Origin of the sequence: Mesorhizobium sp. ES1-1, from assembly GCF_020164785.1 — a bacterium.
Lineage (GTDB): Bacteria > Pseudomonadota > Alphaproteobacteria > Rhizobiales > Rhizobiaceae > Mesorhizobium.
The window spans coordinates 43,231-69,276 of record NZ_JAIUGX010000017.1 but is presented as its reverse complement, the minus strand read 5'-3'; the positions used below and the strand labels follow the sequence as shown (position 1 = coordinate 69,276).

Below are 26,046 nucleotides of genomic sequence, written 5' to 3'. Positions count from 1 at the left end.
CGAGCCGGGCGGAGCGGCCGTTCAACAAAAGTCGATGAACCCTCAGTGTTCTATCGGCCCCTTGGCCATCACCAGAGCCGTGCCGGCGGTGGTCGGGCGCTCGATCATGCGCCGCACGCGCGGCGGCTCGTCGCCGCTATGCAGCGCCCTGATGCGTTCGCCAACCATGGCGTCGGCATGGGTGATGCGGCCATTGTGGCGCACATATTCGATCCAGGTCGGCGTGTGGTAGTGCTCGATCCAGATTGCTGGATTTTCAAGGTCCCGCGCCAGGGTCCAGTTGCGCGCGCCGTCGCGGCGGCGGATGCGGCCGCGCTCGGCCATGGTTGCTAGGAACTCCGGCACGTCCTCGTCGCGGATGATGTATTCGATCATGATGGCGATCGGCCCGCTGCGCGGCTTGAGGTCGAGCGCCAGATGCGGCTCCTTGAAACGGTTCAGGGGATCGAGGTTGAGAACCGGCTGTTGCGGCAGCGGCAGCAGCAGGCCGATGGCGCCGCCCGCCAGCATGGTGACGCTGGCTGCGATCAGCGCGGTTTCGGCACCATGCGCGTCGGCGACCACGCCCCAGATCCAGCTGCCCAGCGCGATGCCGCCGAAGGTCGCGGTCTGATAGACCGACAGAACCCGGCCGACCACCCAGCGCGGCGTTGCCATCTGCACGGTGACGTTGAAATGCGACAGCGCGATCACCCAGCACGCGCCGCCGGCCAGAAGGCCGAGCGATGTCTGCCAGGCATGCTGGCTGACGGCGGCATTGAAGGCACAGACCGCGAAGCCGGCGAAGGCGCAGCGCACCATCGTCTCGCTCGAGAGCATTTGCCGCAGCCGCACGCTGATCAGGGCACCTCCGACCGCTCCGATGCCGAAGGCGCCGAGCATGATGCCGTAGGTCAGCGCGTCGCCGCGGACGATGTCTCGCGCCACGAGCGGCAGCAGCGCCAGGACGGCGCCGGCGCTGAAGCCGAAGGCGGCGCCCCTGACCAGCACCTTGCCGATATTGGGAGACATGGCGACATAGCGCAGGCCGGCGCCCATGGCGGATCCAAGCGATTCGCGCGGCAGGGCCGAGACCGGCAGGTCCGGCTTCCAACGCGCCAAGACGAAGATGAGGCCGATATAGCTTACGGCATTGGCGGCGAAGGCTGCCGCGGCGCCTGCGGCGGCGACGATGATGCCGCCGATCGCCGGGCCGACACTGCGGGTCAGGTTGAAGCCCATCGAGTTCAGCGCGACGGCCGCCGGCACCTTGTTGCGGGGCACGATGTCCCCGACGGAAGCCTGCCAGGAGGGGCTATTGAGCGCCGTGCCGCTGTCGATCAGGAAGGTGAAGGCAAGCAGCGTCCATGGCGTGATCAAGTCAAAGTAGGTGAACATGGTCAGCAGCACGGAGACGACCAGCATGAAGGTCTGTGCGACCAGCATCACCTTGCGCCTGTCGAAACTGTCGGCGATGGCTCCGGCGACGAGGGCGAACAGCATGATCGGCAGGGTGGTCGAGGCCTGGACCAGCGCGACCTGATAGGGCGAAGTGGCGATGGTGGTCATCATCCAGGCGGCGCCGACGCCCTGGATCAGGCCGCCGAAATTCGAGACGAGACTCGCTCCCCATACAGCCCGGAAAATTCCATGCCGGAACGGCGCCAGAGCCGAGGTGCCCTCGCTTTCCGGCTTGTCATCAATCATAGATAGGTCCCTGCCATGCCGTGCGACTCGCCGGATGAAATTGTTTGCTCGCCTCGTTTGCCCAAAGTAGGGCATCGCGACGCAAAGGGCTAAAAGCCACTGTGATGTGGGGTATAATCCAGCGCGAAGCGGCAGGTCCTGCATCCCGGATCGGCCGCGCTGTGGATTGACTGGGGGCGGGCGGGATCTAATAGGATTGTGCCGCCGTCCGCACGCCGGCAGAGGTTCCGCAATCGCATGGGGGAATGTGCATGCTCGAGGTTGAATATTCGCCAGCAAACCGTGACATCGTGTCGGAGGTGTTCGACGACGACGTCATCGTTCTCAACCTGCGCAACGGCAAGTATTTCAGTTTCAGCGAGACCGGCTCCGCTGTTTGGGGAGCGCTTTCCGGCGGCATCGCACCGGGGATGATCCTGTCTCGCGTTCCCAATATTGCCGCGTCGGACATGGAGCGTTTCCTGTCGGAATTGCTCAGCCACGAACTGCTCGGGGTGAGCGAGCCCGCGATGGGCCGGACGCTTGAGGGCAAAGTGCTGACCGATCTGGTAGCGGCGGCGGGGCGTCCGGAAATGTTCATCTATGACGACCTTGCCGACCTCTTCGTCGCAGATCCGATCCATGACGTCGACGAGGCCATCGGCTGGCCCGCCCTCAAGGAAGCGGAAGCGAACTAGCCTTGTCATGAAGGTCGGTGTCATCATTCCGGTCCACAATCGGGAAGCCTATATCGCTTCGGCGCTGCGCTCGCTGCTACGCCAGCAGCACGACGCGGATCTCGATATCGTCGTGGTCGATGACGGGTCGACCGATGGTACGCGGGAGATCGTTACGGCAATGGCCGACCGTTCGCCGTGCGTGCGGCTGGTCCGTCAGTCCAAGGCGGGTATTGCCAAGGCGCGCAACACCGGTCTTTCCCATCTGCGCGACGACTGCGATCTGTTGACGTTCCTCGACTCCGATGACATCTCGGCCGCCGGCCGCTTCGCGGCCGAGGTCCCGCTTTTCGCCGCCGATCCCAGCCTTGCCATGACCTATTCGATGATGACGCTGGCCGATGACATCGACGACACCGAACTGCTGCCGACGGCGACGTCGAACACCTGCACGCTGCGGGGCATCAGCCTCACCACGGCAATGTTCCGCAGACGCGCGATCCTTCATCTCGGCGGCTTCAACGAAGCGCTGAACCAGTCGGAGGATTGGGATTTTCTCGTCCGCTTTTTCGAGCATCAAGGAAAGTACAAGCTGCTCGACAATGTCGCCATCTTCTATCGCCGTCATCCGGGCAACATCACGCGCGACGTTGCCCAGGGCCAGCGCGATTTTCTCAAGGTGGTGCTGATGTCGGCGAAGCGGCGCAGCCGCGACCCGATATTGGCCAACATCCCGAGATTCTTCGATCTCACGCCTCTGTTCGACGACCGATACGCGGCCTTGCGGTGACAATGTCCATGAGCAACAGGCAGCCACGGTCAGGGAGTGGCCGATGATCATCGCCTGCGCGACCGACGAACGCTATGCCGAACTCGCCGCCGTGCTGCTGCGGTCGATCGCCGAGAACGCCGACCTGCCGGGCACGCGGGTCTATCTTGTCGGCGACGGGCTTGGATCGCGCACGCGCGACTGGCTGGCAGCCAGCGCGGCCGGTCTCGACTACCGGTTCATCGATCTCGATGCGATCCGCGCCGATATCTCCGGACTTCCGGTCAGCCTCTACAGCACCGCCATTCACATTCGCCTGCTGCTGCCGCGCCTGATCCCCGAAAGCGGGAGGGCGCTATATCTCGACAGCGATACGATGATCACCGGGAGCCTGCGCCCGTTGCGGGAGCTCGATCTCGGCGACGCTCTCGCGGCGGCGGTCGCGGATGCCGGGCGGGCGGCGGAATTTTCGGCAAGACGCCTCGATCGGCCGGCCGACGCGCCCTACTTCAATTCGGGGGTGCTGCTGTTCGACATCGGCGTGTGGCGGCAAGCGGGACTTGGCGATGCATGCGTCCGCACGGCCGCGTCCCGCAACGACCTTTGGCCTGACCAGGACGCGATCAACCTGACTCTCGACGGACGCATCCTGGCGCTGGACCGTAAATGGAACTTCTGGTCCCAGGAGCCCCTGCCTCGCGGCGCCTTCGAGGACGCTCGCATCGTTCACTTCATTCCCGACAAGCCGCTTTTCCCGGCCTGCCGGCATCCGCTGTTGGAAGACTTCCTGGCGTTGCGCGCAACGACGCCATGGCGCGATATCGCCTTGAAGGGCAGCGAACGGGAGCGGCGGCTGGAGATGTTTCGGCAAGCCGCGATCCAGACCGTGCGGCGTCGCAAGGGCGACGAGCCATGACGGCGGCAAAGACCGGCAAGACACGGCGGCAATAACGCCGATTCCTGCGTGTCCGGGAGTGAGGATCACCGATCCTCGAAACCGGTCAGGACGCCGACTGCGTTGATGCCGATCTCCTCAACGGCATAGCCGCCTTCCTGGACGAACAGCGTCGGCAGGCCGAGCCCGGCGATGCGGCGGCCAATCTTCGGATAGTCCGATGTCTTCAGCTTGAACTGGCTGATCGGGTCCTTCTCGAAGGTGTCGACGCCGAGCGAGACGACCACAATGTCGGGCGCGTAGGCAGTGAGCCTGGCGCAGGCGTCCTCCAGCGAGGCGCTCCAGGCGTCCCAAGCGGTGCCGAAGGGCATGGGATAATTGATGTTGAAACCCTCGCCGGCGCCCGATCCCCGTTCATCGGCATGGCCGAGGAAGAACGGGTATTCCACCATCGGGTCGCCATGCAGGTTCAGGACTTGCACGTCGGCGCGGTCATAGAAAATCTCCTGCGTGCCGTTGCCATGATGGTAGTCGACATCGAGGATGGACACGCGCTCGGCGCCCTGGTCCAGGAACCACTGCGCCGCGACCGCCGCGTTGTTGATATAGCAATAGCCGCCCATGAAGCCGGCACCGGCATGATGGCCGGGCGGGCGGCAGAGCGCGAAGGCGGATGGCTCGCCACCCTTGACAAGGCCGGCGGCGGTCAGCGCCACGTCATACGAGGATTTGATCGCCGCCCAGGTTCCTTCTACGAAACTGGCGCCGCCATCGAAGGAATAATAGCCCAGCAATGCGTCGATGCGTTTTGGCGGCACATCGCCGCGCAGGCCGCGCGTCGGCCAGGTGAACGGCATGGCCGAGCCCGTGAAGCCGGACGCCTCCCATTGCGGCCAGACGGTCGGCAGGAAGTCGATGTAGTCCGCCCTGTGGACGCGCTTGGCGGCGGAAAGATCATGCTCGGCCGGCGCGATGATCGGACCCAGCCTCTCGCTCTCGACCCGGGCCTTGATGAACTCGGCCCGCGAAGGCTTTTCGAAGCCCGGCACGATGGCCGACGTGACCAGTTCCATCTGACCGGCATGGCCGGCGTGAAGAGGCGAATAAACAGTCTTCATAGGTTCCTCTCGAAATCTGAAATCAGTCAAAGTTGAGATAGGGGCCGACCAGAGCGAGCCACATGGTTTCCACGTCGTCCTCGATCAGGTCGAAGGTCTTGCGATCTTTTTTCAGTCCGACCAGCCGGCAGACATGGCCGACCTCCATCATCACGACGCCGAGCCGGCTGGCGACCTTTTCCTCGAGGGCCGGGTTTACGTGGCGAAGCCATGCCGCGTAGAGGGCGATGATCTGGTCGTCATATTCGTTCTGGATCGGCCGGAGGTCGGCATTGCCTGAAATGGCCTCGATCACCGGCATCAGTGTGGCGTTCTCGAGATAGAGCCTGGATGTGTCGATGAAGAGCTTGCGCACCTCGCGGCGAAACTCTTCGCGGCTTGTGGGTGGGTCGACCGCGATGCGCTTTGCGATCACCTCTGGAAAAGATGACAGCCAGCGTCGGGCAAGGTCGAGAAGAATGGCTTCCTTGTTGGGAAAGTATTGGTAGACCGAACCGACCGACAAGCCGGCGCGCTGCGCGATGGCAAGCGTTGTCGGCGTTCTGGTTCCTTGCTCGCGGGTCAACATCAGCGCCGCGTCGAGGATCCTGTCGACCAGCTTGCTCGACCGTTGTTGGCGTGGCTGCTTGCGCGGTTCGAGCGCTGTCCTGGTCTTGCGGTCGAGACTGCGCTTCACTGCCCGATGCCCTCGCTCCCTGTCCGGTCCCAACACAGGCGTGGTGTGTTGTCCACAATACATGCCAAATCCCGGACGTTGACAAACGCGAATAATCAGTCGCATTCTTTATCCACGCTGGCCCCAGGGATAACAAGGGGAATTTCAAGGTCGGCGGACCGGCATCTGTTCCTGTTCCGTGGCGTGCTTTCGTCGAGCGCTGGATAGTCGGTCTCAGTCAGTCGTCAAAAGCGCGGAGTCGCGATGTCTGCCACGGGTCACGGTGCGGATCTGATCGTCGTCAATGGTCGTGTGCTGACCATGGACAATGGCAATCCCACCGCCGAAGCCATTGCCGTCAAGGACGGCGCCATCGTCGCCATCGGCAGCCGCACCGAAATCGAAGGGCTCAAAGGGCCGGCAACCGAAGTGATCGACGCCAGGGGCGGTTCGGTCCTGCCCGGTTTCATTGAAGCCCATATGCATCTGTTTTCCGGCGCGGCCGAGCTTGCCCATCTGCAACTGGCAGGCGTGCACGGCTTCGAGGCACTACAGAAGGCAATACATGACTACGCGCCGACACGGCCGGACGCAAAGATGCTGGTCGGCCAAGGCGTCGATTACACGGTGCTCGGCGATGAGCGGGTGACGCGCCATCATCTCGACGCGATCCTGCCCGACCGCGCTTTCATCATGGCCGCGCCGGACCACCACACGATGTGGGCCAACACCAAGGCGCTGGAAATGGCCGGCATCCTGCACGGCCGCGCGCTTGGACCGGGCAACGAAATCGTCATGGCTGACGATGGCCTTGCCGAGGGCGAACTGCGCGAAGGCGAGGCTTTCGGCCCGGTGCTGGACCTTGCCGGCGAAAGTCGGGTGCGGCTGGGGCTGGCGACAGGCGGCGAGCCGGATCCCATGCCGTCGGCGCAAGAGCGGGCCGCAGACCGCGACATCATGCGGCGCGGCCTCGCCTGGTGCGCCCGCCACGGCATCACCTCCATCCAGAACATGGACGGCAATCTCTACCAGCTCGAACTGCTGGCCGAGATCGAGGCGGAGGAAGGCTTGCCCTGCCGTGTCCAGGTTCCGTTTCACTACAAGAATTTCATGACGCTCGATATGCTCGACAAAGCGTCTGTCATGGCCGAGCGCTACACCGGCGAATGGTTGTCGTCGGGCATGGTCAAAGTGTTCTATGACGGCGTGCTCGATTCCTGGACCGCGGTCATGGTCGAGCCCTATGCCGATCGTCCGGACTGGGTGGGCGAGCCCTTGTTCACGCCACAGCAGTTCACGGACCTGGCCGTTGCCGTAGACAAACGCGGATTGCAGATCGCCGTGCATTCGATCGGGGACGGCGCGGTGCGCGCCGTGCTGGACGGCTACGAGGCCGCGCAAAAGGCGAACGGCAAGCGGGACAGCCGCCATCGGGTCGAACATATCGAAGTCGTTACAGAGGCGGACGTGCCGCGCTTCGCGCAGCTCGGCGTCATTGCCTCGATGCAGCCGCCACATCCGCCCGGCGCCATGGGATTTCCGCTGGAGCCGACAGTGTCGCGCATCGGGCCGGCGCGCTGGCCGTTGAGCTATGCCTGGCGAACCTTGAAGAACGCCGGCGCGCATGTCGTCTTCGCGTCTGACTGGCCGGTGTCGCCGATCGATCCGATCCTGGGCATTCAGGCGGCAGTGTTGCGCAAACCGTGGGCACAAAGCGATCCAGACCAGAGTTTCACGCTGCATGAGGCGCTTGCCGCCTATACGGTCGAAGGGGCCTACGCAGAATTCGCCGAGCATCGCAAGGGCGCGCTGAAGATCGGCTACATGGCCGATCTGGTGGTCCTGTCGGCCGATATCGAAGCGACAGCCCCCGAAACGCTGCACGAGATACGGCCGGCGACGACAATCTGCGGCGGCAAGATAACCTATCATGCCTGATCGTGGCACAAGGCTTGCAGGCGGAAATTGCCAATTGAACTGTGATTCAGTGCCGGTCTTGCCAACCCACCGGCCTTGTGTTCACATCCAACAGGGGAAAAGCTCCGCCAGCAAGAGCGGGGTCAACAGTGAGGCGTAATCGTGCCGGATAAACCGGGTCGGAATGCGATTGAAGTCGCCAACGTAAGCAAGATTTTCGGATCAGGTGAGGGACAGGTCGCCGCCCTCGACACGGTCTCCGTCTCAATCCGCGAGAATGAATTCTTCACGCTGCTTGGCCCGTCCGGCTGCGGCAAGACGACGTTGCTGCGCCTCATCGCGGGCTTCGACTTTCCGACCCATGGAGAGATCCTGCTCTACGGCCAGGACATCGCGCCGCTGCCGCCGTTCAAGCGGCCTGTCAACACCGTGTTCCAGTCCTATGCGCTGTTCCCGCATATGACGGTTGCCGACAATATCGGCTTCGGCCTGGAAATGCTGGGCAAGCCGAAGGCGGAGATCAAGGCGCGCGTCGCCGAGATGCTCAAGCTGGTCAAGATGGAGGCTCTCGCCGGCCGCCGTACCAGCCAGATTTCCGGCGGCCAGCAACAGCGCGTGGCGCTGGCGCGGGCGCTGGCGCCGCAGCCCAAGGTGCTGTTGCTCGACGAACCGCTCTCGGCGCTGGACTTCAAGCTGCGCAAGGACATGCAGATCGAATTGAAGCGGCTGCAGCACGAGACCGGCATCACCTTCATCTTCGTCACCCACGACCAGGAGGAGGCGCTGACGATGTCGGACCGCATCGCCGTGATGTCGGCGGGCAAGATCCTGCAGGTCGGCTCGCCCTGGGACATCTACGACAAGCCGGCCGAACGCTTCGTCGCCGATTTCATAGGTGAAACCAACTTTCTCACCGCTGCCATATCGGGCATCGGCAATGGCAAGGCGCGCGCCACGCTCAAATCCGGCTCGACCATCGAGGCGACCGTTGCCGAGGGCTTCCAGCCGAAGGACAATGCCACCGTGGTGGTGAGGCCCGAGCATGCCAAGCTGACTAAGGACAAGGGCGAATTGTCCGGAACGGTCGACAACATCGTCTATTTCGGCACCGACACGCATATCCATCTGCGGCTCGACAGCGGCGAGGCCTTCACCGTGCGCCAGCAGAATACGCGCAGCGCCGGTTGCGGCTTCGAGCGCGGCGACAAGGTCGGCATCGTCATCGGCAATGATGCCGCGCAAGTGCTGAGGGACTGATGGCGACCGCGGAAGAAGTCGCCAAGGCGGCGGAACGCCGCGACATCCGCGGCCGCTGGCTTTTGTCGGCTCCGGCGCTGCTGGTCATTCTGCTCGCCGCTACCGGCCCGTTGTTGATCGTGCTGGTCTACTCGTTCCTGACGCCCGGTCCCTATGGCGACGTGAAGTGGCAGTTCTCCCTTGACGCTTGGACATCGGTGTTTCTGGAACGCGACATCTTCGACGACACGCTTTCGATCGCCGCCGCCCATGTCACCATCTTCTGGCGCTCGATCAAGCTTGCGATCATCACCACGATCGCCACGTTGGCGCTCGGTTTCCCGACCGCCTATTTCATGGCGACGCGCAGCGAAAAGACCCGCGATCTCTGGCTGTTCCTGATCACCATTCCGTTCTGGACGAACCTTCTTATCCGTACTTTCGCCGTCCTGCAGATCATCCGCAACGAGGGGATCATCAACACAATCCTGCTCAAGCTCGGCTTGATCACGGCACCCATCCAGATCCTCTATACCGACACCGCGATCCTGCTGGGCATGGCCTATGTCTACCTGCCGCTGATGGTGCTGCCGATCTATGCCAGCATGGAAAAACTCGATTTCCGGCTGGTCGAGGCGGGCTACGACCTCTACGCGACGCGCTTCCAGGTGTTGCGGCGGATCATCTTCCCGCTGGTCAGGCCCGGCGTCATCGCCGGCTCGATCCTTGTCTTCATTCCGGCGCTCGGCGCCTATGTGACGCCGATCGTGCTTGGCGGCGGCAAAAACCTGATGCTGTCCAATCTGATCGAATTGCAATTCGGGCAGGGCCGCAACTGGCCGCTCGGCTCGGCGCTGTCGATCTCGGTGATGATCATCGTCATGGTGGCGCTGCTTGCCTATGTGCGCAACGCCGGCAGTTCGGGGGTGCGTCATGGCTAAGAATTTCTCGATCAAGCATCAGCCCGGCTTCACCGCCGTCGCGGCAACCTGCTTCGTCGTGCTCTACCTGCCGATCATCGTGCTTGTGCTGTATGCATTCAACGCGGCCAACTCGACCTCCGAATGGGGTGGCCTCTCCCTCAAATGGTTTCGCTCGGCGTGGCAGAATACCGAGGTGATCGATGCCACCTTGCGATCCTTCCAGATCGGCGCCATCGCGGCGATCCTGGCCAGCATCTTCGCCACCATGGCCGCGCTGGCCACGACGCGGACGGCGCCCTATCGCGGCCTCACCTTCCAGTACGCGGCGATCAATCAGCCCCTGATGGTGCCGGAGATCGTCACCGGGGTGGCGCTGCTGATCTTCTTCTCGCGCATCAAGATCTTCACCGGCTATTCGGGCCTCGGCTACCTCATCGCGGCGCATACGGCGTTCTGCATTCCGTTTGCCTACCTGCCGATCCGCGCGCGGCTGGAGAACATGGATTTGACGCTGGAGCGCGCCGCGGCCGACCTCTACGCCACGCCCTGGAAAACCTTCCGCCGCATCACGCTGCCATTGCTGTGGCCCGGCATTCTCGCCGGTTTGATGCTGGCCTTCGTCATTTCGCTCGACGACGTCGTCATCACCGAGTTCGTCAAATCCGGTGGCCAGGACACGCTGCCGACCTACATGCTGGGCCAGATCCGCCGCGGCATAACACCCGAGATCAACGCGATATCGACCGCCTTCCTGCTGCTTTCGGTCGCGATCGTCACGTTGTTTTTCTTCATCAGCAGGAAACGAGACTGAACCGACAAATGGGAGTTAAGCCTATGAACTGGAAGACAATGGCGACCGCCATGGGGTTGGCGCTGCTTGCCTCGACAAGCCTTGCCCGCGCTGACGGCGCGCTCAACATCTACAATTGGGGCAATTATACCAGCCCGGACGTGATCAAGAAGTTCGAGGCGAAGTACAACGTCAAGGTCACCATCACCGACTATGATTCGAACGACACCGCGCTGGCCAAGGTGCGCCAGGGCGGTACCGGCTTCGACATCGCCGTCCCGTCGCAGACCTTTGTGCCGATCTGGATCAAGGAAGGCCTGGTCCTGGAAACAGACCCGGGCAAGATGGAGAATTTCAAGAACGTGGCGCCCGAATGGGCCAATCCCGACTTCGACCCAGGCCGCAAATATTCGGTTCCGTGGGCCTGGGGCACGGTCGGCATCGTCGTCAACACCGATGTCTACAAAGGCCCCGCGAATACTTGGGGGATCATCTTCAACACGCCTGACGAGTTGAAGGGCAAGGTCAACGTCGTTCCTGAAATGAACGACGTGATGTTCGCGGCGACGAAATATGTCGGGGCCCAGCAATGCGCCAGCGACAAGGAAACGCTGAAGAAGGTGCGCGATCTGCTGGTCGCCGCCAAGCCGAACTGGATCGCGATGGAATACAACACCATCGAGAAAATGGGCGCCGGCGATTTCAAGGCGACCAGCGACTGGAACGGGTCGGCGCTGCGCCAGCGGCTGGCCAACCCGGCCATCCACTATAATTATCCGAAGGAAGGGTTCGGCCTTTGGAGCGACAACGTCATGGTTCTGAAAGAGGCCAAGAATGTTGAGAACGCCAAGCTGTTCCAGAACTTCATCATGGATCCGGAAAACGCCGCCGGCCTCTCGGCCTTCCACCGTTACGCCAACGGCATTGCGGGGTCCGATAAATACATGCCGGCCGACATGAAGGACGCTCCGGAGGTCATCATCCCGGCCGATGTGAAGGAACATGGCGAGCTGCAAAAGCTGTGTTCGCCGGAAGTGCAGGAGATCTACACCAAGATCTGGACCGAACTGCAGAAGTAACCACAATGAGACAGGCCCGGCGGCACGCGCCGCCGGGCCTGTTTTCATTTCACCCAAGGTCGGCTTTCATGGACTCCTACCGCAATGGCGACGCGCGGCCGCCCATCATGCAGGGCTCGCCGCCTGCCATGGTGCCGCCGAAGCTCGACTGGGATCGGCCGCCCTGGAACCGCTGGGCCTTCCAGCACATCCGCGAAATTCTCCCCACCGCGGAAGTGTGGCGCGGCAACGGCCATCGCCACCGTTTCGAACGCGCCGAAGCGGATCTCGACGATCTAATTGTTGAGGACAGCACAGGGGCGCCGACGACACTCGCCGGACTGCTCGATGAAACCTATACGGACGGCTTCCTTGTGCTCAAGGACGGCAAGATCGTCCTTGAGCGCTATTTCAACGGCATGGGGGAGCGGACGCTGCATCTGTCGCAGTCGATGGCCAAGTCGGTCACCGGCTCGGTGTTCGGCATATTGGCCGGGCGCGGCCTGATCGACCCGGCCAGGTCGGTGACGGACTATCTGCCGGAACTGAGCGCCACGGGCTGGTCCGGCGCCACTGTCCAGCATGTGCTCGACATGACGACCGGCGTGAACTTCTCGGAAGACTATACCGACCCTTATTCCGACATTGGCCAAGTCGACGTCGCCTCCGGCTGGAAGCCGGTTCCGCCAGGCAGCGATCCGGCCTTCCGCTGGCCGGCGCATATGTACGAACTGATCCTGGGTCTCGCAGATGCGACCCGCCCGCATGGCGCGGCCTTCGAATACCGCTCGATCGAGACGGACGTGCTCGCCTTCATGATGGAGCGGGTGACGGGCAAGCGCTTGGCGCAACTGGTCTCCGAGGAGCTTTGGCAAAAGCTCGGCGCCGAGGAGAGCGCCTGCTTCACCGTCGACAGCGCCGGCTATGCGCTCGCCGATGGCGGCTTCAACGCGACGCTGCGCGACTATGGCCGTTTCGGTCAGCTGATCCTCGACAATGGCCGCGGCATCGTTCCGGCCGACTGGATCGAGACGACGCGTAACGGCAGGCATGGTCCGGACTTTTCGCCAAGCCTGCCCGAGGGCAGCTATCACAACCAGTTCTGGATCGAGAATCCTCGCTCGCGCGCCCTGATGTGCCGGGGAGTATTCGGGCAGTTGATCCATATCGACTGGAACACGAGAATGGTGGTGGTGAAGCTTTCCACCTATTCCGATTTCAGCAATGTCGCCTATTCCGTGGCGACGCTGAAGGCGGTGCATGCCATCGCGGCCGCACTGGGCTGAGCCTCGACAGAACACCTGGAAGGAAACGCCATGACCGGCAAGACCGCGTTCGAAACCCGCTACGGCTTCCGCCGCAACGAGGTGCAGCTCGCCAACTGGCGCGAGAGCCCCTTCAACCGCTGGTCTTTCCAGAATCTCGGCGAACTGGTTCCGACCGCGCGCATTGCAGCCGCGCCAAGCAGCGTCGAACCGCCGATGCGCGATATGGGCGGGCTGCTCGACGCCAAGGTGACCGTTGCAAGCGCGACCGAAACCGTGGCGGGGTTTCTCGCCCGCTCGAGCACCGACGCGCTCACCATCATGAAAGGCGGCAAAACCATCGGCGACTGGTTCGCCCCGAATATGGATTTCGGCGCCCGCCACATCGTCTTTTCGATCAGCAAGTCGCTGACCGCCATTATCGCGGGCATTCTGGAGGGCGAAGGCGTGTTCGATCCGGAAGCTCCGGTGACGACCTATATGCCGGAGGCGGCCGGTTCGGCCTATGGCGACGCCAAGGTACGGCATGTCCTCGACATGAGCGTCAGCCTGGATTTCGACGAGGCCTATCTTGATCCCGAAAGCGCCTTTGCCCGCTACCGCCGCGCGACGCTGTGGAATCCCGGCGGCGGCACGGAGAGCCTGCGCCAGTTCATTCTGACGCTGCAGAGCCTTGACGAGCCGCATGGCCAGACTTTCCGCTATCGTTCGCCCAATTCGGACCTGCTTGGCCTGCTCCTGGAGCGGGCGTCGGGCCAGCGCTTCACCGATCTGATGCGCGAGAAACTATGGCTGCCCCTCGGCGCCGCCAGCGAGGCCTCGGTCGGCGTCGACATGGAAGGCACTGCGCGCACCGCCGGTGGCATTTCGGTGACGCCGCGCGATCTGGCGCGGGTCGGCGAGATGATGCGGCAGGGCGGCATGGCCAATGGCCGGCAAATCTTGCCAGAAGCCTGGGTGCGCGACACGACCCTCACCGGCGGCAGTTCCGAGGCCTGGCAACGTGGCTCGATGGCGTCCCTGTTCCCCAACGGCCGCTATCGCAACAAATGGTACCAGACGGGCTTCGAGAACGGCGCTTATTGCGGCATCGGCATTCATGGCCAGTGGCTCTATGTCGATCCCAGGACCGAGGTCGTGATCGCCAAGATGTCGTCGCAGCCGGAGCCGGTCGACGATCCCCTGGATATCGAGATCGTCGCCTTTTTCGAGGCGCTCAGCCGGATGGTCTGAGCCTCCAGGCCGCCAAACTAGCTTCACGCTTTCCTGTGGACCTCTTCCGTCGATGAAACACGACGGTTGGCGGCCCAGTCATCCGCGCCTATGGTCGCCCCTTCTTGGACAGCGACAGGACCAGCATGGCATCCGACATCAAGCGCATCGCCGCCATCATCGCGGCCGAGATCACCGCGCGGCCCGAACAGGCGGACGCGGCGATCGGGCTGCTCGACGAGGGGGCGACCGTGCCGTTCGTGGCCCGTTATCGCAAGGAAGTGACCGGAGGACTGGACGACACCCAGTTGCGGCTGCTGTCCGAACGCCTTGCCTATCTGCGAGAACTCGACGCGCGCCGCGACACCATCCTTGGCTCCATCCGCGAGCAGGGCAAGCTGACCGAGGAGCTTGAAGGCAAGATCATCGCAGCCACCACCAAGGCGGAGCTGGAAGACATCTATCTGCCCTACAAGCCGAAACGGCGGACCAAGGCGGAGATCGCCAGGGAACGCGGGCTGGGACCACTGGCCGAGGCCATTCTTGCGAACCGCGCATTGGTGCCTGCCGAGCTGGCGCTGGCCTATGTCAGCGACGAGGTGGCCGACGCCAAGGCGGCACTCGAAGGCGCGCGCGATATCCTGTCGGAACAGTTCGCGGAGAATGCCGAGCTGGTCGGCAAATTGCGGGCCTACATGAAGGAACGCGCCTTCATGCGCGCCAGGGTGATCGATGGCAAGCAGGAAGCAGGGGCGAAATTCTCCGACTATTTCGACCATGTCGAGCGCTGGGCAACGGTGCCAAGCCATCGCGCTCTGGCCATGCTGCGCGGGCGCAACGAGGACGTGCTTGCGCTCGACATCGAGGTCGATGCCGGGGAAACGTCGCCGGTGAAGCCGGTCGAGCGGATGATCGCCAATGCCTATGCGATCGGCGGCAGCCTGCCGGGCGATCGCTGGCTGATGGAGGTGGCCGGCTGGACCTGGCGGATCAAGCTGTCGCTGCACCTGACGCTTGACCTGATGCGCGAACTGCGCGAGCGGGCCGAAGAAGAGGCGATCCACGTCTTCGCGCGCAACCTCAAGGATCTGCTGCTCGCCGCACCCGCCGGCTCGCGCGCCACGATGGGACTGGATCCCGGCATCCGTACCGGGGTCAAGGTGGCCGTTGTGGACGGGACCGGCAAGCTGCTGGCGACGACGACAGTCTATCCATTCCCGCCCAAGAACGATGTGCGCGGCACGCAGGCCGAGCTGGCGAAGCTCATCCGTCTGCACAAGGTCGAGCTGATTTCAATCGGCAACGGCACAGGCAGCCGGGAGACGGAAAAACTGGTTGCGGACATGTTGGCCGATATGTCGGTGGTTGGTGCGCCAAAGCCGCTCAAGGTGATCGTCAGCGAGGCGGGCGCATCGGTCTATTCTGCATCGGCGACGGCGGCGGCCGAATTTCCCGGGCTTGACGTGTCGCTGCGCGGCGCGGTGTCGATCGCGCGGCGGCTGCAGGATCCGCTGGCCGAACTGGTCAAGATCGAGCCGAAGTCGATCGGGGTCGGTCAGTACCAGCATGATGTCGACCAGTACCGGCTCGGCCGCTCGCTGGAAGCGGTGGTCGAGGATGCGGTCAATGCCGTAGGCGTCGATCTCAACACAGCTTCGGCGCCGCTGCTGGCACGCGTGTCCGGCCTGGGGGCGTCGCTCGCCGATGCCATCGTCGCGCATCGCGATGCGACCGGACCGTTCGCCAGCCGGAAGGATCTCCTCAAAGTGCCGCGCCTTGGACCGCGCGCGTTCGAACAATCCGCCGGCTTCCTGCGCATTGCCAATGGCAGTGAGCCGCTCGATGCCTCCTCGGTGCATCCGGAAGCCTATGGTGTGGCCAAGAAGATCGTCGCCGCCTGCGGGCGCGATGTCCGCTCTTTGATGGGCGACAGTGCGGCGCTGAAGGCGCTCGATCCGCGCCACTTCGTCGACGAGCGTTTCGGCTTGCCGACGGTGCGCGACATACTGGCGGAACTGGAAAAGCCGGGCCGGGATCCGCGTCCGGGCTTCAAGACGGCGACTTTCGCCGATGGCATCGACGACATCAAGGACCTGAAACCAGGCATGAAGCTGGAAGGCACGGTGACCAACGTCGCCGCCTTCGGCGCCTTCGTCGATATCGGCGTGCACCAGGACGGGCTGGTGCATGTCTCGCAACTGGCCGACCGTTTCGTCAAGGACGCGCATGAGGTGGTAAAGGCCGGCGACGTTGTGAAAGTGCGAGTCGTCGATGTCGACATCAAGCGCAAGCGGATCGCGCTGTCGATGCGTCGGGATGGCGGCGAGGGTGGCGTACCGAAAGCACCACGCGACAAGGACGGCGGCAGGCCGGCTCCACGCTCGCCGGCGCCTCAGCGCCAGGCGGAGCGGCCGTCGCAGCAAGGCGCGTTCGGCGCGGCATTGGCCGACGCCTTGAAGCGCAAGTGACTACCACGCCAGAACGGCGGCCTCTCTATCCAGCTGGCCCAGCAGCCAGTCGCGAAAACTGGCGACAGGCGGATGGGCACGTTTGTCCTGCGGTACCACCAGATAATAGGCGCTGCGGCTCTGCATCGGTTGGCCGGGCGCCAACACCAACTGACCGCGCTGCAATTCGCCCGCGATAAGGATCAGCGGCAGCAAGGCGACGCCGAGGCCCGCCATGCAGGCCTGGGCGGCGGTGCCGAACTGTTCGAATTGCATCCCGGGTCCGGTCGGCGCGCTCAGGTCCTGATGCTCGAACCATTCTTTCCAGGCCCCGGGCCGCGTCGCCATGTGCAGCAGCGGCAGGCGACCGATGTCTGCCGGTCCGGCAATGTTACGCCCGGCAAGGAAGCCCTGCGACACGACCGGCGCCACGGTCTCGCGCACCAGCAGGGTCGAGTCGGCGTCCGGCCAGTCCGGCAATCCGTAATGAATGGCGGCGTCGAGGCGCTCCCGCGCGAAGTCGAAGCGGCCGACGCGCGTCACGAAGTTGATCGTGATGTCCGGATGGGTCTCGACGAAATTCGGGACCATCGGCATCAGCCAGCGTGTGCCGAAAGTCGGCAGTATTGCGAGGTTCAGGATGCCGCTATGTCGATAGCTCATCAATCCAAGAGCGGCGTCGCGCAGTTGGCCAAGCGCGGAACGCACCGCCTCGGCATAGATTTCGCCCTGCGGCGACAGCCTGACGTTGCGGCTGTCGCGATCGAACAGACGTCGACCGAACTGGTCTTCCAGCAGAGTTATCTGCCGGCTGACTGCTCCTTGCGTCAAACTCAGCTCCCGCGCGGCGGCGGTGAAGCTGCCAAGGCGTGCCACCGCCTCGAAGGCGGCAAGGGCGGCGATAGGAGGCAGAAGGCGGCGTTGGACATTCATGATCCATTCCTAGCGCTCATTGATCTGTGAGGCAATTTCGATTGATTTTTCGCCATCCGGGGCCGATAAGCCGGGCTTCATCCGTAAGATACCGAGGAAGTCATGGCCGCTGAAAAGAACGCATTCGTCTGGGAAGATCCATTCCTGATCGAGGACCAGCTTTCGCAGGACGAGCGCATGGTGCGCGACGGCGCGGCCGCCTTTGCCGCCGACAAGCTGGCGCCCAGGATAGAGGAGGCTTACCTCAACGAGCAGACTGATGCCGGCATCTTTCGCGAGATGGGCGAGGCGGGTCTGCTGGGCATCACCATTCCCGAGGAATATGGTGGGCTCGGCGCCAATTATGTCACCTATGGGCTGGTGGCGCGGGAGGTTGAACGCGTCGATTCGGGCTATCGCTCGATGATGTCAGTGCAATCGTCGCTGGTCATGTATCCTATCCATGCCTATGGCTCGGAAGAGCAGCGCAAGAAATACCTTCCGAAGCTCGCCTCGGGCGAATGGATCGGCTGCTTCGGCCTGACCGAGCCGGATGCGGGGTCGGATCCGGGCGGCATGAAGACACGCGCCGAGAAGACCGCCAATGGCTACAGGCTCTCCGGCTCGAAGATGTGGATCTCCAATGCGCCGATCGCCGATGTCTTCGTCGTCTGGGCGAAATTGAAGGTCGAAGGCGGCAAGGATGAAATCCGCGGTTTTGTGCTGGAAAAGGGCATGAAGGGCCTTTCGGCGCCAAAGATCGGCGGCAAGCTGTCATTGCGAGCGTCGATCACCGGCGAAATCGTGATGGAAGGCGTGGAGGTCGGCGAGGACGCGGTGCTGCCGAACGCCAGGGGGCTGGGCGGCCCGTTCGGCTGCCTCAACCGGGCTCGCTACGGCATTTCCTGGGGGTCGATGGGTGCCGCGGAAGACTGCTGGCATCGCGCCCGCCAGTATGGCCTCGACCGCAAGCAGTTCGGCAAGCCGCTGGCCGGCACGCAGCTTTTCCAGAAGAAGCTCGCCGATATGCAGACCGAGATTGCCCTGGGACTGCAGGCCTCGCTGCGGGTCGGGCGGCTGATGGACGAAGGCAAGATGGCGCCGGCAATGATCTCGATCGTCAAGCGCAATAATTGCGGCAAGGCGCTCGACATCGCCCGCCAGGCCCGAGACATGCATGGCGGCAACGGCATCCAGATCGGCTACCACGTCATGCGCCACGCGCAGAATTTGGAGACGGTCAACACCTATGAAGGCACGCATGACGTGCACGCGTTGATTTTGGGCCGCGCGCAGACCGGTATCCAGGCGTTCTTCTGAGGGGGACCAGCGCCACGCAGGCCAGGGCGCGCCTGAAAGATTGCTGATTGCCCTGACAAATACCGCGGGTAAGAGGCCCGCCTTCCCCCACTCCGTCGCCGCTTCGCGGCGCCGCCTCTCCCCGCCGGAGGGTGAGGAAGGGGACTGGCGGCAATCGGCTCGCGCCCTTCCTCTACCCCGTCGATCGGGGGAGAGGTGGCTCGGCGAAGCCGAGACGGAGTTGGGGTCGACCTGCCCGGTCGGTAAGGCCCGGCGCATCAATACAAGCCGTCCGATTGCGTGCACCGCAACATCTCTGCTTGGAGAACCGCGGCTAGTTGTGTCAGGGTCCGGCGAGTTCTTTTTGAAACGCTGAATTCCGGGGCCCCATGGCAATTCTGGCAGCCGTCTATCACCTGACCCATTACAAATATGACCGGCCGGTGGTGCTCGGGCCGCAGATCATCAGGCTGCAACCGGCGCCCCATTCGCGCACCAAGGTGCTCAGCCACTCGCTGAAAGTCGAGCCGTCAAACCACTTCGTCAATCTGCAGCAGGATCCCTACGGCAACTTCCTCGCCCGCTTCGTCTTTCCGGAGCCGGTGACGGAATTGAAGATCGAGGTCGATCTCGTCGCCGACATGACAGTCTACAATCCGTTCGACTTCTTCGTCGAGCCCTCGGCCGAGAGGTTCCCGTTCGACTACCCGGAAGAGATCCGCGACGATCTTACCATCTACCGCACGCCGGAGCCCGCCGGTCCGCTGCTTGACGCATTCCTCAAGACCGTCGACACCAGTGCCAAGAACACCGTCAATTTCCTTGTCGATCTCAACGCCAGGCTGCAGCGCGAGATCGCCTATATCGTGCGCATGGAGACGGGCGTCTATTCGCCAGATGAAACGTTGGCGGCAGCTAAGGGATCGTGCCGGGATTCGAGCTGGCTTCTGGTGCAGATCCTGCGCAATCTCGGCTTCGCCGCGCGCTTCGTCTCCGGCTACCTGATCCAGCTCAAGCCAGACCTTGTGGCGCTTGACGGACCGCCGGGGACCGCCGTCGACTTCACCGACCTGCATGCGTGGTGCGAGGTCTATCTGCCCGGGGCCGGCTGGATCGGTTTCGACCCGACCTCCGGCCTGCTCACCGGCGAAAGCCATGTGCCGCTCGCCGCCACGCCGCATTTCCGCAACGCGGCACCGATCTCCGGCATGGCGAGCTTCGCCAATGTGGAGTTCGGCTTCGAGATGCGCGTCGACCGCATCGCCGAGCATCCCCGTATCACCAAGCCGTTCTCGGACGAAAGCTGGGGCGCTCTCGATGCGCTGGGCAGGAAGGTCGACGCGGCGCTTGCCGCCGGCGACGTGCGGCTGACGATGGGCGGCGAGCCGACCTTCGTGTCGATCGACGATTTCGAATCGGCCGAGTGGAATACCGCGGCCGTCGGGCCGACGAAGCGCGAAAAGGCCGATGCGCTTATCCGCAGGCTGCGCGAACGCTTTGCACCGGGCGGCTTCCTGCATTACGGCCAGGGTAAATGGTATCCCGGCGAAAGCCTGCCGCGCTGGACGTTCTCGCTTTACTGGCGCGCCGATGGCGAGCCGGTCTGGAGCGACCCTTCGCTTATCGCGCGGGAGAACAGTTCGGCGGATGTCGGCCCCGAACAGGCCGAAAGCCTGCTGACCGCCATTGCCGGCGAACTCGGCATCGACAGGACCATGGTCAGCGAAGCCTATGAGGACCCGGCAGAATGGCTGCTCAAGGAAGGCAAGCTGCCGGAGAACGTCGATCCGTCGAACTCCAAATTGGAGGATCCGGAGGAACGCAGCCGCATGACGCGCGTGTTCGAACGCGGCCTGACCAAGCCGTCCGGCTACGTGCTGCCGGTGCAGCGCTGGAACAGCCAGGCCTCAGGCCCCCGATGGCGTTCGGAGCGATGGAAGACGCGGCGCGGGCGGCTCTTCCTGGTGCCGGGCGATTCGCCTGTCGGCTATCGGCTGCCGCTGGGGACGTTGCCCTATGTGCCGCCAGCGCAGTTCCCCTACATCGTTCCCGTCGATCCATCGGTGCCGCGTGGCGCGCTGCCCACGCGTGAAGCGATGCTGCCCGTCTCGGCGCCCGCCGAACTCGAAGGCGCCGACGAAATGGCACGCCGCCAGCAGCCGGCCTCGTTCACCGCCGCCAGCGCCCAGCAGGACCGCGTCGAACAGGAGATCACCGAGATCGGCGGCGCGGTGCGGACAGCGCTTTCCGTCGAGCCGCGCGAGGGAAGGCTTTGCGTGTTCATGCCGCCGGTCGAGGCCCTGGAGGATTACCTCGAACTCGTGGCCGCCGCCGAAAACGCGGCGAGGGCGATCGGGCTGCCGGTGCATATAGAGGGCTATGGCCCGCCGCATGACCCGCGACTCAACGTCATCCGGGTCGCGCCCGACCCCGGCGTCATCGAGGTCAACATCCACCCGGCCTTCAACTGGCAGGATTGCGTGGCGACGACGACGGCGATCTACGAGGAGGCTCGCCTGACGCGGCTTGGCGCCGACAAGTTCATGATCGACGGCCGCCATACCGGCACCGGCGGCGGCAACCATGTCGTCGTTGGCGGCGCGACGCCCAATGACAGCCCATTCCTGCGCCGGCCCGATTTGTTGAAGAGCCTGGTGCTGCAGTGGCAGCGGCATCCGTCGCTGTCCTATTTGTTTTCCGGCCTGTTTATCGGCCCGACCAGCCAGGCGCCGCGCTTCGACGAGGCGCGCCACGATTCGCTCTACGAACTCGAAATCGCCATGGCGCAGGTGCCGCATCCGGATAAGGGCAATGCGCCTTTGCCGTGGCTGGTCGACCGGCTGTTCCGCAATCTTTTGACGGACGTCACCGGCAACACGCACCGTTCGGAAATTTGCATCGACAAGCTGTTCTCGCCCGATGGCCCGACCGGCCGGCTCGGCCTTGTCGAGTTCCGGGGCTTCGAGATGCCGCCCAATGCGCGCATGTCGCTGGCGCAGCAATTGCTGGTCAGGGCGATCATAGCCCGGGCGTGGAAAAGCCCCCTCGAGGGCCGTTTCGTCCGTTGGGGTACCTCGCTGCACGACCGTTTCATGTTGCCGCACTATGTCTGGGCGGATTTTCTCGACGTGCTCGACGACCTCAACCTCAACGGGTTCGAGTTCCGGCCCGAGTGGTTCGACGCCCAGCTCGAATTCCGCTTCCCGTTCTGCGGCGAGGTCCAGCATGCCGGCATCAAGCTGGAACTGCGGCAGGCGCTGGAGCCGTGGCATGTCATGGGCGAGCAGGGCGCCATCGGCGGTACGGTGCGCTTTGTCGATTCCTCCGTGGAGCGGCTGCAGGTGAGAACCGAAGGTCTCAATCCGGAGCGCCACGCCATCCTCTGCAACGGCCGCATCGTGCCGATGAAGGTAACGGACAATCGCGAAGTCGCGGTGGCGGGCGTGCGTTTCAAGGCCTGGCAGCCGGCGTCGGGCCTGCACCCTGCGCTGCCGGTCAATACACCGCTGGTGTTCGACATCTATGACCGCTGGTCGGGCCGTGCGGTGGGCGGCTGCGTCTACCATGTCGCGCATCCCGGCGGGCGCAACTACGATACATTCCCGGTCAACGGCAATGAGGCGGAGGCACGGCGGCTCGCCCGCTTCGAGCCGCGCGGCCACACGCCGTCCGCTTACGTGCTGCGGGAAGAGCAGCCGTCGGAAGATTTCCCGATGACCCTTGACCTTCGCCGGCCGGCGAGAGCCTGATCGGCGATGACAAAGGGGAATCATAAGAGGATACGCGGCAAACCGCGGATCCACGGCCTGCTGGAGCACTACCAGCCGATCGAAGGCGTCGTCGACGAGATGGTCGACGCGTCGGGCAATCCCCGTCCGGTCTGGAAGGATTTCATCGAGTCGCTCGACGAGATCGGGCCTGAAAGGCTCGCTCAGCGCTTTGCCCGCGCTGATCAGTATCTGCGTGATGCCGGCGTCTACTACCGTGTCTATGACAAGGCCGGCACCAATGAGCGCGAATGGCCGCTGGCGCATGTGCCGCTGCTGATCGAGGACGGGGAGTGGCAGGCAATCAGCGCCGGTCTGATCCAGCGTGCCGAGCTGTTCGAGGAGACCATCGCCGATATTTACGGGCCGAACCAGCTGGTCGAAAAAGGCATCCTGCCGGCCGGGCTGATTGCCGCCAGTCCCGAATATTTGCGGCCGATGGTCGGTATCAGGCCGCCCGAAGGCCATTTCCTGCACTTTTGCGCCTTCGAGCTCGGGCGGGGACCGAATGGGGAGTGGTGGGTGCTGGGCGACCGCACGCAGGCGCCGTCTGGCGCCGGCTTTGCCCTGGAGAACCGCGTCGCCACGACAAGGGCGCTGTCGGACATCTATGGCGAGATGCATGTGCACCGCCTGGCCGGCTTCTTCCGCCGCTTTCGCGACGCGCTGATCGGCATGGCCAGGGACGGCGACGGCCGAGTCGCGATCCTGACCCCTGGCCCGCTCAACGAAACCTATTACGAACACGCTTATATCGCTCGCTACCTCGGCATCATGCTCCTGGAAGGCGAGGACCTTACCGTTTCCGATGGCAGGCTGATGGTGCGCACGGTTTCGGGCCTGGCACCGATCAGCGTGCTGTGGCGGCGGCTCGACGCGGCGTTCGCCGATCCGCTCGAACTGCGGCCGGATTCACAGATCGGCACGCCGGGACTGGTCGAGGCGATCCGCCATGGCGCGGTCTCAACCGTCAATGCGCTGGGATCCGGCTTGATGGAGACGCGCGCGCTCCTCGCCTTCCTTCCCAAGATTGCGCGCGCCTTGCGTGGCGAGGAGCTGCTCTTGCCAAGCGTCGCGACCTGGTGGTGCGGGCAGGCGACGGAGCGCGCGCATGTGCTGGCCAATATCGGCCGCATGGTGATCGGGCCGGCTCTGTCGACGCGCCTGGCCTTCGAGGACGACGAGCAGACGAAACTGGGCTCGGCGCTGACGGACGGGGAGCAGGCCGAGCTAGTGGCGCGCATCGAACGCGATGGGGGCAACTTCGTCGGCCAGGAAGCGGTCACGCTGTCGACGACGCCGGTCTATGCCGGCGGACGGCTGGAGCCCCGGCCTGCCAGCCTGCGTGTCTATCTCGCACGCACGCCGGAGGGTTGGACGGTGATGCCGGGCGGCTTTGCCCGCGTCGGCCTGTCGCTCGACCCAACGGCGATCGCCATGCAGCGCGGCGGCCAGGCGGCCGATGTCTGGGTGGTCAGCGACAAGCCCGTCGAGCGTGAGACGCTGCTGCCTCAGGAGAGCGACAGTTTCAACCGCACGAGGCCCGGCAGCCTGCCCAGCCGCGCGGCGGAGAACCTGACCTGGCTCGGCCGCTACATCGAACGTTCGGAAGATACCGTGCGCATCCTGCGCGCCTATCATGTGCGGCTGGCCGAAACCTCCGATCCCGACATGCCTCTGCTGGCCGATGTCAGGGATTATCTCGAACCCTTCGGCATCGACGTCGAAACGGCGATCCCAACCGGATTGATCGGCACGCTGGACAGCGCTGTCTACAGCGCCGGCCAGATCCGCGACCGCTTCTCGCCCGATGGCTGGCTGGCGCTCAAGGACCTGTCCAAGACCAACTACCAGTTCGCGACGACGGTGGCGCCAGGCGACGACGCAACCAGGGCGATGACGGTCATTCTTCGGAAGCTCGCCGGTTTCTCCGGCCTGCTGCACGAGAATATGTATCGTTTCGCCGGCTGGCGCTTCCTCGAGATCGGCCGGCGCCTGGAGCGCGGCATCCAGATCGCGCGCACATTGTCCCGGCTGACCAGTGCCAATGCGCCGGAGGGCGCCCTCGACATGATGCTGGAGATCGGCGACAGCGTGATGACCCACCGCCGGCAGTATCCGGTGCAAGCCGGCCGGCGCACGGTGATCGATCTCCTGGCGCTCGACCCCCTCAACCCGCGCTCTATCCTGTTCCAGCTCGAAAGGCTGAGGGCCGAGATCGGCCTGCTGCCAGCGCTGGGCGGGCAGGGGCATATGTCGCCGGCGGCCAAGGCGATATTGCAGCTCAACACACAGATCGCCATCAAGGAGCCTTCGGACATGACGGCGAAGGCGCTGGACGCTCTCGCGACCGAAATAGGCGGCCTCTACAACAGTCTCGCCAAAGCCTATTTCGGCTAGGCTGGTCGCAAAGGTTTCGCACGCTCGCGCGAAACGAACCTGCGCCAAACAGGAAAGCAGCGCATGCTCTACGATATCAGGCTTCACCTTCATTATGATTACGCCGCGGCGGCCGGCGGGGGACGGCACCAGGTCCATGTATTGCCATCGACGATTTCAGGCGTGCAGCGCGTGATCGCCGCCTCGTTGTCGTTCGCCCCTGCACCCACGGAGCGGTCCGACTTCCTTGACTTTTTCGGCAACAACGTCACCTCCATCGCCTTCCGCGACGCGCATGACGCCCTTGACATCAGGATGAGCGCGCGTGTGTCGGTGGCGCGGCAGGAGCCGGGGCTCGACGTGTCACCCGACATTGACCGGCTGCGGCTGGAACTCGGAGCCGTGCGATCGCTGGCGCCGGCTTCGCCGCACCACTTTCTGGCCGGCAGCAGAAATTCAAGCATCGATCCCGCGATAACAGCCTATGCGAGGGAGAGCATCGGCGGCTCGGTCACCGCCGTCGCCATGGATCTGTGCAATCGCATCCATCGCGATTTCACCTATGACGGCGACGCGACGACGGTGCGCACCAAGGCCAGCGATGCTTTCAGGCTGAAGCGCGGCGTCTGCCAGGATTTTTCGCACATCATGATCTCGGGCCTGCGCGGGCTTGGGATCCCGGCCGGCTATGTCAGCGGCTTCCTGCGCACAATTCCGCCCAAGGGCAAGCCCAGGCTGGAAGGCGCCGACGCCATGCATGCCTGGGTCAAGGTGTGGTGCGGCCGCGATGCCGGCTGGCAGGAGTTCGACCCTACCAACGGAATGCGGGCCAGCAACGACCACATTACCGTGGGATATGGGCGCGATTATTCCGACGTGGCGCCGATCGTCGGGGTGCTGAAAACCACTGGCGGACAGGTCGGCGAGCAGGCTGTCGACGTCATCCCCTTAGAGCAAGAAAAGGCTTGATGGCGGCCCGAGACGTGCCGGGTCATACTTTGGTCCAGTTCAAGATGATAAAGTGGTTTTCAAACCTCGACTTGGAGGCTACTCTGAATTCGC

19 protein-coding genes are annotated in these 26,046 nt (G+C 63.9%); 15 read left to right on the top strand and 4 right to left on the bottom strand.

What is annotated here, in order from left to right; genetic code table 11:
- Positions 1–42: 42 nt before the first annotated feature.
- The gene (locus tag LB513_RS23875) at positions 43–1,686 is read right to left on the bottom strand and encodes an MFS transporter (RefSeq protein ID WP_224665939.1); all 1,644 of its coding nucleotides are present in this window, start codon (positions 1,684–1,686) and stop codon (positions 43–45) included.
- A gap of 251 nt (positions 1,687–1,937) precedes the next feature.
- Between LB513_RS23875 and LB513_RS23870 the strand changes: the two genes are divergently transcribed.
- Genes LB513_RS23870 through LB513_RS23860 form a run of 3 tightly spaced genes read left to right on the top strand, consistent with a single transcriptional unit; the run spans position 1,938 to position 4,027 of the window.
- Positions 1,938–2,363, top strand: a complete 426-nt coding sequence (locus LB513_RS23870) for a PqqD family protein (RefSeq protein WP_224665938.1) — start codon at positions 1,938–1,940, stop codon at positions 2,361–2,363.
- 7 nt (positions 2,364–2,370) lie between these two features.
- Complete coding sequence (locus LB513_RS23865; protein WP_224665937.1) at positions 2,371–3,132, top strand: glycosyltransferase family 2 protein; 762 nt, start codon at positions 2,371–2,373, stop codon at positions 3,130–3,132.
- Between the two features lie 43 nt (positions 3,133–3,175).
- Positions 3,176–4,027 carry a glycosyltransferase family 8 protein gene (locus tag LB513_RS23860; protein ID WP_224665936.1) on the top strand — a complete coding sequence of 284 codons (852 nt, stop codon included), beginning with the start codon at positions 3,176–3,178 and terminating at the stop codon, positions 4,025–4,027.
- Positions 4,028–4,092: 65 nt separating this feature from the next.
- Here the strand turns inward: LB513_RS23860 and LB513_RS23855 are convergent, their stop codons facing one another.
- Both LB513_RS23855 and LB513_RS23850 read right to left on the bottom strand, forming a co-directional pair.
- Positions 4,093–5,124, bottom strand: a complete 1,032-nt coding sequence (locus LB513_RS23855) for a histone deacetylase family protein (RefSeq protein ID WP_224665935.1) — start codon at positions 5,122–5,124, stop codon at positions 4,093–4,095.
- 22 nt (positions 5,125–5,146) lie between these two features.
- Positions 5,147–5,800 (bottom strand): TetR/AcrR family transcriptional regulator, encoded by a 654-nt coding sequence (locus LB513_RS23850; RefSeq protein WP_224665934.1) that lies wholly within the window; start codon positions 5,798–5,800, stop codon positions 5,147–5,149.
- Positions 5,801–6,043: 243 nt separating this feature from the next.
- Between LB513_RS23850 and LB513_RS23845 the strand changes: the two genes are divergently transcribed.
- The 8 genes from LB513_RS23845 (at position 6,044) to LB513_RS23810 (ending at position 16,648) form a co-directional block, all read left to right on the top strand.
- Positions 6,044–7,717 carry an amidohydrolase gene (locus LB513_RS23845; RefSeq protein WP_224665933.1) on the top strand — a complete coding sequence of 558 codons (1,674 nt, stop codon included), beginning with the start codon at positions 6,044–6,046 and terminating at the stop codon, positions 7,715–7,717.
- Between the two features lie 141 nt (positions 7,718–7,858).
- Positions 7,859–8,953, top strand: coding sequence for an ABC transporter ATP-binding protein (locus LB513_RS23840; RefSeq protein ID WP_224665932.1), 1,095 nt, complete (start codon positions 7,859–7,861; stop codon positions 8,951–8,953).
- Positions 8,953–9,873, top strand: coding sequence for an ABC transporter permease (locus tag LB513_RS23835; RefSeq protein WP_224665931.1), 921 nt, complete (start codon positions 8,953–8,955; stop codon positions 9,871–9,873). The genes LB513_RS23840 and LB513_RS23835 overlap by 1 nt, the downstream gene beginning before the upstream one ends.
- On the top strand, positions 9,866–10,666 hold the full coding sequence (locus tag LB513_RS23830; RefSeq protein ID WP_224665930.1) for an ABC transporter permease: 801 nt from the start codon (positions 9,866–9,868) through the stop codon (positions 10,664–10,666). The genes LB513_RS23835 and LB513_RS23830 overlap by 8 nt, the downstream gene beginning before the upstream one ends.
- Before the next feature lie 23 nt (positions 10,667–10,689).
- On the top strand, positions 10,690–11,724 hold the full coding sequence (locus LB513_RS23825) for an extracellular solute-binding protein (protein WP_224665929.1): 1,035 nt from the start codon (positions 10,690–10,692) through the stop codon (positions 11,722–11,724).
- Positions 11,725–11,792: 68 nt separating this feature from the next.
- Entirely contained in the window at positions 11,793–12,989 is a 1,197-nt protein-coding gene (locus tag LB513_RS23820; RefSeq protein WP_224665928.1) for a serine hydrolase domain-containing protein, read from the top strand.
- A 30-nt stretch (positions 12,990–13,019) separates the two neighbouring features.
- Complete coding sequence (locus LB513_RS23815) at positions 13,020–14,201, top strand: serine hydrolase domain-containing protein (protein WP_224665927.1); 1,182 nt, start codon at positions 13,020–13,022, stop codon at positions 14,199–14,201.
- 125 nt (positions 14,202–14,326) lie between these two features.
- On the top strand, positions 14,327–16,648 hold the full coding sequence (locus LB513_RS23810) for a Tex family protein (protein ID WP_224665926.1): 2,322 nt from the start codon (positions 14,327–14,329) through the stop codon (positions 16,646–16,648).
- On the opposite strand, the gene LB513_RS23805 is transcribed toward LB513_RS23810, so the two are convergent.
- Positions 16,649–17,560, bottom strand: coding sequence for a LysR family transcriptional regulator (locus LB513_RS23805; protein ID WP_224665925.1), 912 nt, complete (start codon positions 17,558–17,560; stop codon positions 16,649–16,651). It abuts the gene before it with no gap.
- A 102-nt stretch (positions 17,561–17,662) separates the two neighbouring features.
- On the opposite strand from LB513_RS23805, the gene LB513_RS23800 reads away from it, so the two are divergent.
- The 4 genes from LB513_RS23800 (at position 17,663) to LB513_RS23785 (ending at position 25,953) form a co-directional block, all read left to right on the top strand.
- On the top strand, positions 17,663–18,859 hold the full coding sequence (locus LB513_RS23800; RefSeq protein WP_224665924.1) for an acyl-CoA dehydrogenase: 1,197 nt from the start codon (positions 17,663–17,665) through the stop codon (positions 18,857–18,859).
- Between the two features lie 368 nt (positions 18,860–19,227).
- The gene (locus LB513_RS23795; protein ID WP_224665923.1) at positions 19,228–22,587 is read left to right on the top strand and encodes a DUF2126 domain-containing protein; all 3,360 of its coding nucleotides are present in this window, start codon (positions 19,228–19,230) and stop codon (positions 22,585–22,587) included.
- A gap of 6 nt (positions 22,588–22,593) precedes the next feature.
- Complete coding sequence (locus tag LB513_RS23790) at positions 22,594–25,005, top strand: circularly permuted type 2 ATP-grasp protein (protein WP_224665922.1); 2,412 nt, start codon at positions 22,594–22,596, stop codon at positions 25,003–25,005.
- Positions 25,006–25,068: 63 nt separating this feature from the next.
- Positions 25,069–25,953 carry a transglutaminase N-terminal domain-containing protein gene (locus tag LB513_RS23785; protein ID WP_224665921.1) on the top strand — a complete coding sequence of 295 codons (885 nt, stop codon included), beginning with the start codon at positions 25,069–25,071 and terminating at the stop codon, positions 25,951–25,953.
- Positions 25,954–26,046 lie beyond the last annotated feature (93 nt).